The 6,388-nt window shown below is 36.1% G+C and carries 5 protein-coding genes and 1 tRNA gene; 5 read left to right on the top strand and 1 reads right to left on the bottom strand.

The annotated features are described in order from the left end of the window. On the top strand, positions 1-2,078 hold a 2,078-nt coding region (locus M0R16_13310), incomplete at its 5' end, for a PKD domain-containing protein (protein MCK9613849.1). Between the two features lie 151 nt (positions 2,079-2,229). Here M0R16_13310 and M0R16_13305 read toward each other — a convergent pair. Next, positions 2,230-2,305, bottom strand: a tRNA-His gene (locus M0R16_13305). A gap of 98 nt (positions 2,306-2,403) precedes the next feature. On the opposite strand from M0R16_13305, the gene M0R16_13300 reads away from it, so the two are divergent. Genes M0R16_13300 through M0R16_13285 form a run of 4 tightly spaced genes read left to right on the top strand, consistent with a single transcriptional unit; the run spans position 2,404 to position 6,126 of the window. Beyond that, positions 2,404-3,576 carry a glycosyltransferase gene (locus M0R16_13300; protein MCK9613848.1) on the top strand — a complete coding sequence of 391 codons (1,173 nt, stop codon included), beginning with the start codon at positions 2,404-2,406 and terminating at the stop codon, positions 3,574-3,576. 54 nt (positions 3,577-3,630) lie between these two features. Continuing rightward, positions 3,631-3,999, top strand: coding sequence for a four helix bundle protein (locus M0R16_13295; protein MCK9613847.1), 369 nt, complete (start codon positions 3,631-3,633; stop codon positions 3,997-3,999). A 34-nt stretch (positions 4,000-4,033) separates the two neighbouring features. After that, positions 4,034-5,323, top strand: coding sequence for a polysaccharide biosynthesis C-terminal domain-containing protein (locus M0R16_13290; protein ID MCK9613846.1), 1,290 nt, complete (start codon positions 4,034-4,036; stop codon positions 5,321-5,323). Continuing rightward, positions 5,320-6,126: a class I SAM-dependent methyltransferase gene (locus M0R16_13285; protein MCK9613845.1), complete on the top strand. Its 807-nt coding sequence runs from the start codon at positions 5,320-5,322 to the stop codon at positions 6,124-6,126. Before M0R16_13290 ends, M0R16_13285 begins: the two co-directional genes overlap by 4 nt. Positions 6,127-6,388: the final 262 nt, after the last annotated feature.

The following is a 6,388-nucleotide window of genomic DNA, read 5'->3' as shown; positions in this document are numbered from 1 at the left end:
ATTACGGCACATCGGCAGTTTCGGGGAATATTACTGTAAAAGGACATAATTCCTGCGGTGATGGAGATTTATCAACAAAAGTAATTACTGTAAATCCTTTACCCGCTGCTGCAGGAACAATTTCAGGTGACGCAACGGTTTGTCAGGGACAAAATTCTGTAACTTACACTGTACCGACAATCACAAATGCAACCTCATACGTTTGGACATTGCCAAGCGGTGCAAACGGAACAAGCACAACAAACAGTATTACTGTGAATTACGGCACATCGGCCGTTTCGGGGAATATTACTGTAAAAGGACATAATTCCTGCGGTGATGGAGATTTATCAACAAAAGTAATTACTGTAAATCCTTTACCCGCTGCTGCAGGAACAATTTCAGGTGACGCAACGGTTTGTCAGGGACAAAATTCTGTAACTTACACTGTACCAACAATCACAAATGCAACAAGTTATACATGGACATATTCAGGAACGGGAGCAACGATAACCGGAACAACCAATAATATTACGATATCTTTTGCTGCAAATGCAACCTCAGGAAACTTAACGGTAAGAGGGAATAATTCGTGTGGAAGTGGGGAAATTTCATCAAATTTCTCAATTACTGTAAACACTATGCCAAACACTTCTAATATTACTGGAAACAGCTCGCCGTTTTGTGACGAAATGGGAGTACAATATAGTGTTACACTTACAAGCGGCTCCTCTTATTTGTGGGATGTACCAAATGGAGCAACAATTACTTCAGGTGAAATTGGCCCAAACAACAATTCAATAATTGTGAACTTTGGAAGTTCAAATGGAAATATAACGGTTATAGAAACAAATTCAGCTGATTGCCCAGGATTACCTAAGCAAAAAGTGATTAATTTATTGGGATGTGGATTAGCAGCTGATTTTACAGGTACACCTCAAACAATTTGTCAAAACGAAACAGTCAGCTTTAACAGTATATCAACTGGAACAACAGAAAATACTTCATATAGTTGGAATTTTGGAGATGGGGCTAATCCCAGTACTGCAAATACTCAAGGGCCACATGTGGTTTATTATAATACACCAGGGCAGAAAACAGTTTCTTTGTCTGTAACAGAAGGTGTTACAGACACCAAAACAATAACAGATTATATTACAGTAAATCCTTTACCCGATTCAGCAGGAACAATTTCAGGAGAAATAACTGCCTGCCAAGGACAAAACTCGGTGGTTTATACTGTGCCTGCAATTACAAATGCAACTTCTTATGTTTGGACCTTGCCAAGCGGTGCAACCGGAACAAGTACGACAAACAGTATTACTGTGAATTACGGTGTTTCTGCATCATCCGGAAATATTACCGTTAAAGGCACAAATTCGTGTGGTGATGGCGCTACTTCAGTATTAGGTATCACCATTATTCCTGCTCCTCCTGCTAATGCAGGGAATGATACCGTAATTTGCCCAGGTTCAAGTATAACATTAATTGCATCAGGTGGTAATTCTTATTTATGGAGTAATGGAATTACTCAAGGTGTTCCTTTTTACCCTTTATCCACTGAAATATATACAGTAACAGTTTCTGATGGTTTTTGTACAACAATAGACAGCATTATAGTTACTATTTCAACTCCACCAGCAGCACCAGAGATTTATCAAGACGGTAATGATTTGCATTCTACTTCACCTATAGGTAATCAATGGTATTTTGATTATGAATTAATTCCAGGAGAAACCTCTCAAATATTTACTCCAACCATGACAGGCTATTATTTTGTAATATTGACAGATACATTAGGTTGCATTTCTGATACTTCAAATGTGCTCTATGTTGCTATGACCGGTTTTTCTGATTTATCAAATAATAATAACATTCATATTTATCCAAATCCTGTTTCCAACGAATTAATTATTGAAATAAAAGGGAATAATGAAATGTTAAACTTTGAAATTCTTAATGCTATTGGTCAACTTGTATTCAAAGGTAATTTAGTTGAGAAAACGACTGTTCAAACAAGTAATTTTACTCCGGGAGTTTATCTAATTAAACTCGAAAATGGTAAAACTTTTGAATTTAAAAAAATATTAAAATTATAGCCACACACACAGGCTGGCACATTGTCGGGGCTTCGGGGGCATCAGCCACTGTGAAAAATAAAAGAAAAAAATAATCACAACCGCTGCTTGAGGCTCTCGAAGTCAGCGTTTCGTTTCCAATAAAAAAAGTCCTGATTTTTCAGGACTTTTTGGGAGGAAGATGGGGTTCGAACCCACGACCCTCAGAACCACAATCTGATGCTCTAACCAGCTGAGCTACATCCTCCATATTAGGCTGCAAAATTAATATTTTTTTTCAGAGCTGCAAAATTATTCCGTAAAAATAAGATGAAGAAAAATACGTTTTTACATTACTTTTGCATTTATGGAAACGCAGCGATTAAAAGTTTTGTTCGTTTCAAGTTGGTATCCCAACCGTGTTAAACCAACTCTGGGCAATTTTGTCCAGAAACATGCCGAAGCAGTTTCTGAATTTGCCGATGTGTGCGTATTGCATGTATGTTTCGACAAACATGTTTTGTCCGCCAAACCCGAAATAATTGAAGAAAAAAACGGGAATATCAACACGATAACTATTTACCTTAAAAAGTGCCTCTTCCCGCCTGCCAGATTTTTCAAATATCTTAATGCATACAAAACAGGGTATCGTCTGGTGCAGAAAAAATTCAGAACCCCTAACATCATCCATGCCAATGTACTTCTTCCTCTGGGTATTATTTTTTTATTTTTGAAAAATTACAAAAGAATTCCTTACGTATTCACGGAACACTGGGCTGGCTATTTGCCCGAGTATCCCATGAAAACAAGCCTGCTTAAGAAACACTTATTAAAACGTATCATAAGAAATGCAGCAGCGGTATTGCCTGTTACCAAAGACCTTGAAAACTCAATGAAAGAACTCGGGTTTAAAGGTAATTATCATGTTGTGCCAAATGTAGTGGATACGTCGCTTTTTGTTCCGGCTCAAAAAAATAATAGCAGTGTAAAGCACATCATTCATGTTTCATCGTTTGATGAGAAACAGAAAAATTTCTGCGGCATCTTAGATGCGCTTAATCAGCTTTCCACCAGACGGAGTGATTTTGTCATTGATATCATCAGCGATGGTGATTACAGACAATACCAAAGCAAAATTGAAGAGCTGCAACTGTCTGATAAGCTGGTTTTTCACGGGCAAAAAAACACATCCGAAGTAGCTGCCATCATGCAAAATTGTGATTTTCTGCTTTTGTTCAGTAATTATGAAAATTTTCCCTGTGTCATTGCCGAAGCTATGGCATGCGGCTTGCCGGTATTGACAACTCATGTCGGCGGCATCGCTGAGCATGTTAATGAATCAAACGGCATTCTTGTTGAAGCACAGGATATAAACGCTCTTATTGCTCAGCTTGAAATTATGCTTGGCAAATGCAGCAGTTATGATAAAAATGAAATAAGGAATTATGCTGAAAAACATTTCTCATATGAAGTTGTAGGAAAAAAGATTATAAATATTTATAGGAGCTGTTTGAGTATAAAAACTGATTTTTTTTTATAATGTAAGCATATTGTTGAATTCGGAGTTAGTATTTAGAATTTAGAATTTTTTTATATGGATAGATTACCTGCAAAAAGTTTTACAGATTTAATTGTTTGGCAGAAAGCACACAAATTGGTTTTATTGGTTTATAATTACAGTGAAAAATTTTCAAGTAAAGAAATGTTTGGACTGACATCGCAATTAAGAAGAGCCGTTGTATCTGTCGCCGCTAATATTGCTGAAGGATTTAAGAAAAGAGGCAAGCCAGACAAAATTAGATTTATGAATATTGCACAGGGCTCATTGGAAGAATGCCGGTATTATTTTATATTAGCGAATGATTTAAATTATGGGAAAAATGATTCGTTACTTGAAAAGGCAGAAGAAGTTAGTAAACTGATAGAAGCATATCGTAACTCCATTCTAAATTCTTCATCCTGAATTCTGACTCCATAAATAATATAACATAAAAAATGTGTTCCTAAAAATATTTAAAACCTTCGGTGTCAGACTCTCTTCGGCAATAATTAATTTGCTGATAGCAATAGTTATTTCACAATACCTGGGTGCCGGTGGCAAAGGAGAACAGGGCATTATCATAACCACTATCGCGCTGGTATTATTGTTTTCAAACATAGTAGGCGGCGCTTCACTGGTTTATTTATCACCAAAACTTCCTTTAAAAAAACTCCTTTTCCCATCATACATCTGGAGTATTATTATCAGCGCTTTGGCCGTAGGAGTATTTTTGACATTCCCGCTTCTTGAATCAAAATATATTTTTCATGTAGTTACGCTTGCCGCACTCAACTCATTCACTTCGGTAAACAGCTCGGTGCTGCTCGGGAAAGAAAACATCAAAGCGGCCAATACCATTAGTTTCCTACAGGTATTATTAACTCTTCTTGCGTTGTTGTTTTTCTTTATTATTGAAAATTATATTGATATCCATGCATACATCTATTCTTTGTATATTGCCTATGCGCTGACATTCGCAGTAAGCATGATTTTTTTATTCCCCTATTTTACCAAAGCAAGTGTAAACAACATGCCGTCAGCGACAGCCATTAAAATGCTTTTCCGTTATGGATTTATGAACCAGCTGGCTCACATCACCCAACTCCTGAGTTTCAGGGTAAGCTATTATTTCCTTGAGTCATTTTCAGGATATAAAGCTGTCGGGGTATATTCCAATGGACTCTCGCTGATTGAGTCGGTGTGGATGATAAGCGGCAGCGTGGCTTTGGTTCAATACTCAAAAATTGCCAACAGCGAGGACAAAAAATTCAATCAAAACCTGAGTGCCGAATTACTGCGTATCAGCTTACTGGTAACATTTATTGTTTTGCTTCCCATCGTTTTACTTCCATCTTCTTTTTACACTTTTCTTTTTGGCAAAGATTTTTCAGACATAAACCGTATCATGTGGTTGGTGGCACCGGGTATCTTAGTTTTTGTCAACGCACTGATACTTGGCCATTATTTTTCAGGCAGCGGTAAATATTATGTCAACACCATTGGCTCAGGCATAGGTTTAATTATTACCATTGCACTTTCCTATATTCTTATTCCCAGGTTTGGATATTTTGGTGCTGCTGCAACTGCAAGCCTTTCTTATTTTGCTACTACGGTTTTTGTGAGCTGGTATTTTTGCCGTGAATCAAAAATAAAACTCATCTCCCTTTTACCTCTACCTAAATATTTTTCCGGCTACTATATCATGATAAAACAATATTTTTACAAGAATAAAAATACTTTGAAATGAGTAATTTCTTTAAAGCGTTAAAGGCCGTAGGCTTGATTTTACGCAAACCATATTTGCTGAACCTTATCTGCGATGACGAAACTGTGAAACAGAATTATATTGAAAAGAAATATCATATGTCAGCAGGTTTGCCTACAATAGATATTTCTAATTTTATTAATAGCCATGAAGAAGTAACACCCTATAGTTTTCTTGAAGGCTCTTCGCTACCAACCGACCTGGCATTGCTCCGGGCAATTTGCCGTAAAAATAATGTGGTGAATTACCTTGAAATAGGGACCTGGCGCGGGGAAAGCGCAGCCAATGTATCCCCCCTGGTTAAAAACTGCTTCACTATTAATCTTCCTGATGAAGAAATGCTGCACCTTGGAATGGATGATTCCTATATCGAAATGCATCGTTTTTTTTCAAAAGGCCTGCCTAATGTTACTCATATTCAGGCAAATTCTATGACTTTTGATTTTTCTTCACTTAATAAAAAATTCGACTTGATTTTTATTGATGGCGACCATCATACAGAAGTTATTGCCAGTGACACTAAAAACGCATTTAAACTTCTTAAAGATAATAATTCTGTAATTGTGTGGCACGATTACGGATTAACGACTGAAACACCCCGTTTTAATGTGCTGGCCGGAATACTTGATGGATGTCCTGCGGAATATCGTGACAATTTGTATCATGTTTCAAATACTTTATGCGCTATCTTTACAAAAGAAAGCCTCGTCTCCAAATACCGGAAATCCAATACAAATCCATCAAAATATTTTAATGTTTTATTAAATGTAAAAGATTTGCATTAAGTAACTCATTTTGTAATTTATATCAAAATTTTTTTTAGAAAACTTCTAAATAAATTAATATTTGTATTAATTTTACTCAGTTTTATTTATAGACATTGATTGTTAATAAAATTTTGTCTTATGAAAAAAATTTTTACTTTAATCTATTTTTTTATCTGTTATGCATCCATTGCGCAGGATAAAAATTACACAATATTGTTTGAAAATGCAAACTACTTTTTTGAAAAAAACAATTATTCGGAAGCCTTGCCCCTGTTTTTAA

The organism is Bacteroidales bacterium, assembly GCA_023228145.1.
Taxonomy (GTDB): domain Bacteria; phylum Bacteroidota; class Bacteroidia; order Bacteroidales; family CAIWKO01; genus CAIWKO01.
Note: the sequence above shows the minus strand (reverse complement) of the source record. Positions and strands in the feature narration are given on the sequence as shown.